Source organism: Pseudoxanthomonas sp. LjRoot204_2, assembly GCF_056175765.1.
The window spans coordinates 1-3,892 of sequence record NZ_JBGFFG010000325.1 but is presented as its reverse complement, the minus strand read 5'-3'; the positions used below and the strand labels follow the sequence as shown (position 1 = coordinate 3,892).

Sequence of the window (3,892 nt, the reverse complement as noted above, 5' to 3'; positions counted from 1 at the left end):
GCGCGTGCCGACGCCCCGGTTCGTGCAAGCGCCACATCGCGTAGCGTGTCTTCCGACCCTGTCGCCGCCCTGGCGTCCGCCTCGCCGCTGCCGTCGACAATCAATCCGTTCTCCCATCGCAGCCAGGAGACCGCGTCCGTCGCCTCGCGTCCCTGGCCGCGATCCGCCCTGTCCGCCTATCCGTCTGCAACCGGTGGCGTGACGACGGGTTACGCCTCGGATTCGGCCATGCGGACGTTCTACCCCTTCGAGCCCCGCCTGCCTTCCGCGCCGCCGGTCTCCGCCCCGGTCGACGTGCCGCGCGACTGACACGCGCGCATGCGGCGATCTGCCGGATGCGCGTTCTCCCGTACTTCCCACTTATCGAGGCATGCGTTCGATGACCCCTCACGCCCGTAACGGCCTGCTGGCCATGCTGATACTCACCGCGCCGCTGGCTGCCTGCGCGCAACAAGCGGAGGCGCCTGCGTCCGTGGCAGCGGCCCCCGCGGTCGCGCAGTCGGCGGCGCCGCAACTCGTGACCGGGCTGCCTGATTTCACCCAACTGGTCGAGCAGGTGGGCCCGGGGGTGGTCAATGTCGAGGCCAGGATCGGCACGCGGCGCACCGCGGGCACGGACGAGGAGGCCGATATCCCCGAAATCTTCCGCCGCATGCTGCCGCCCGGCTTCCAGATGCCGGGTCCGGGCCCGCAGGGGCCGCAGCGTAGGGGCACTTCCATGGGGTCGGGCTTCATCATCTCGGCCGACGGTTACGTGCTGACGAACCACCACGTGGTCGATGGCGCGGACGAGGTGAAGGTGACCCTGCCGGATCGCCGCGAGCTGACCGCCAAGGTGGTGGGCAGCGACCAGCAGTACGACGTCGCCCTGCTGAAAGTGGATGCCAAGGGCCTGCCGACCGTACGCATCGGCAACTCGACCACGCTCAAGCCCGGTCAATGGGTGGTGGCGATCGGCTCGCCGCTGGGGCTCGACCATTCCGTCACCGCAGGCATCGTCAGTGCCGTCGGCCGCAGCGCGTCCCCCGAACAGCGCTACGTGCCGTTCATCCAGACCGACGTGGCGATCAACCAGGGCAATTCCGGCGGTCCGCTGCTCAATACGCGTGGTGAAGTGGTTGGCATCAATTCGCAGATCTTCTCGGTGTCCGGCGGCTACATGGGCATCAGCTTCGCCATCCCGATAGACCTGGCGATGAGCGCGGTGGAGCAGCTGAAGGCAACTGGCAAGGTCAGCCGGGGCCAGCTGGGAGTCATTGTCGAGCCGCTCGATGCGGCCAAGGCCCGGGGCCTGAATGTCCCTGATGCCCGGGGAGCACTGGTCAACCAGGTGCTCGCCGGCAGTCCGGCTGGCAAGGCAGGCATCGAGATTGGCGATGTGATCACATCGTTCAACGGGTCGCCGATCAACCAGTCCAGTGATCTGCCACCATTGGTGGGAGTGCTGGTGCCCGGCACCAAGGCAAAGGTCGCCCTGATCAGGGACGGCAAGCCGCGTGAGGTCACCGTCACCCTGACCGAACTGGATGAAGGACAGGACACCGCTTCCGGGCCCTCCTCATCCCCCAATGCGCCACCCGCCACTTCCAGCGGCAACGCGCTGGGGATCACCAGCCAGGGGCTGGATGCCGCGACGCGCAAGCAACTGGGTATCGAAGGCAACGACGGCGTGCTGGTGACCCGGGTCAATAGCGCGGCTGCCCGCGAGGCCGGCCTCAGTGGCGGTGACGTGATCCTGCAGGTCGGCCGCGCAAAGGTGAACAGTCCTGCCGCGCTCGACAGGGAACTGGCGGCGGCCAAGCCAGGTGACACAGTGATGCTGCTGGTCCGTAGCCGCGGCGGCGTGACCCGTTTCCTGGCCGTGAACGTCGACAAGAGCTGAGTCGCCGTCGTATCAGGCGATCCCTCACCCCGTGTTTGCCGGGGTGAGGAGGTTTTGGGACGCCGAGCTCGGATCGGCGAGCTCGGCCGCCGTCCGTGCGATAATCGCCCGTTATTCCTGACGACGGCACAGGCCGCCGCCCCCCATGTCCTCCGATTCCATGCGGAATATCCGCAACTTCTCCATCATCGCGCACGTCGACCACGGCAAGTCGACCCTTGCCGATCGCATCATCCAGCTCTGCGGCGGCCTCGAGGCCCGCGAGATGGAAGCGCAGGTGCTCGACTCCAATCCCATCGAGCGCGAGCGCGGCATTACCATCAAGGCCCAGTCCGTGTCCCTGCCGTACAAGGCGAAGGACGGGCAGGTCTACCAGCTCAATTTCATCGACACTCCCGGCCACGTCGACTTCTCGTACGAAGTCAGCCGCTCGCTGGCCGCCTGCGAAGGCGCGCTGCTGGTGGTGGACGCCGCCCAGGGCGTGGAAGCCCAGTCGGTCGCCAACTGCTACACCGCGGTTGAGCAGGGGCTGGAAGTGGTGCCGGTGCTCAACAAGATCGACCTGCCGACCGCCGACATCGAGCGTGCCAAGCGGGAAATCGAGGCGGTCATCGGCATCGACGCGGACGATGCCGTCGCCGTCAGCGCCAAGACCGGCCTCAATGTCGACCTGGTGCTGGAAGCCATCGTCCAGCGCATCCCGCCGCCTCAGCCGCGCGACACCGACAAGCTGCAGGCGCTGATCATCGACTCGTGGTTCGACAACTACCTGGGCGTGGTCTCGCTGGTGCGGGTGATGCAGGGCGAGATCGGGCCGAAGAGCAAGATCCTGGTGATGTCCACCGGCCGCACCCACGAGGTGGACAAGGTCGGCGTGTTCACGCCCAAGCGCAAGGAGCTGAAGAAGCTCGGCGCGGGCGAGGTGGGCTGGATCACCGCGTCGATCAAGGACGTGCACGGTGCGCCGGTCGGCGACACCCTGACGCTGGCCGGTGATCCCGCGCCGGGTCCGCTGCCCGGTTTCCAGGAAATGCAGCCGCGCGTGTTCGCCGGCCTGTTCCCGGTCAATGCCGAGGACTACCCGGCGCTGCGCGAGGCGCTGGAGAAGCTGCGCCTGAACGATGCCGCGCTGCGCTTCGAACCGGAAAGCTCCGAGGCAATGGGGTTCGGCTTCCGCTGCGGCTTCCTCGGCATGCTGCACATGGAGATCGTGCAGGAGCGGCTGGAGCGCGAGTACGACCTTGACCTCATCAGCACCGCCCCGACCGTGGTGTATGAAGTCCTCAGGACCGATGGCACGGTGCTGTCGCTGGACAATCCGGCGAAACTGCCGCAGTCCAACCTGATCGACGAGGTGCGCGAGCCCATCATCCGCGCCAACATCCTGACGCCCGAAGCCTACATCGGCGCGATCATCAAGCTGTGCGAAGAAAAGCGCGGGGCGCAGATCGGCATCCAGTACCTCGCCAGCCAGGTGCAGATCAGCTACGAGCTGCCGATGGCCGAAGTGGTGCTGGACTTCTTCGACAAGCTGAAGTCGGTCAGCCGCGGCTACGCCTCGCTGGATTACTCGTTCTTGCGCTTCCAGCCCGGCCCGTTCGTGCGTCTGGATACGCTGATCAACGGCGACAAGGTCGATGCGCTCAGCCTGATCGTGCACCGCAGCCACGCCGATCGGCGCGGTCGCGAGCTGTGCGAGAAGATGAAGGACCTGATCCCGCGGCAGATGTTCGACGTGGCCATCCAGGCCGCCGTCGGCTCGCAGATCATCGCGCGCAGCACGGTCAAGGCCATGCGCAAGAACGTGCTGGCCAAGTGCTATGGTGGCGACATCACCCGCAAGAAGAAGCTCCTCGAGAAGCAGAAAGAGGGCAAGAAGCGGATGAAGCAGGTGGGCCGCGTGGAGATTCCGCAGGAAGCCTTCCTGGCGGTGCTGCAGGTGGATAGCAAGTAGCGTCTTCCTTCTCCCGCGGGAGAAGGTGGCGCGTAGCGCCGGATGAGGGTACGGCG

At 66.5% G+C, this 3,892-nt stretch carries 2 protein-coding genes and 1 pseudogene; all 3 read left to right on the top strand.

Annotated elements, in window-relative coordinates; genetic code table 11:
• A pseudogene (locus tag AC04L7_RS13990) lies at positions 1 to 309 on the top strand (hypothetical protein); the annotation flags it as partial.
• Positions 310 to 379: 70 nt separating this feature from the next.
• The gene (locus AC04L7_RS13985) at positions 380 to 1,882 is read left to right on the top strand and encodes a DegQ family serine endoprotease (protein ID WP_436000986.1); all 1,503 of its coding nucleotides are present in this window, start codon (positions 380 to 382) and stop codon (positions 1,880 to 1,882) included.
• A 145-nt stretch (positions 1,883 to 2,027) separates the two neighbouring features.
• Entirely contained in the window at positions 2,028 to 3,836 is a 1,809-nt protein-coding gene (gene lepA, locus AC04L7_RS13980; RefSeq protein ID WP_296280149.1) for a translation elongation factor 4, read from the top strand.
• Positions 3,837 to 3,892: the final 56 nt, after the last annotated feature.

Bases quoted from the DNA above. Each gene is read 5' to 3' on its own strand.
- AC04L7_RS13985 (WP_436000986.1), top strand. From the start codon at position 380: ATGACCCCTCACGCCCGTAACGGCCTGCTGGCCATGCTGATACTCACC.
- lepA (WP_296280149.1), top strand. From the start codon at position 2,028: ATGTCCTCCGATTCCATGCGGAATATCCGCAACTTCTCCATCATCGCG.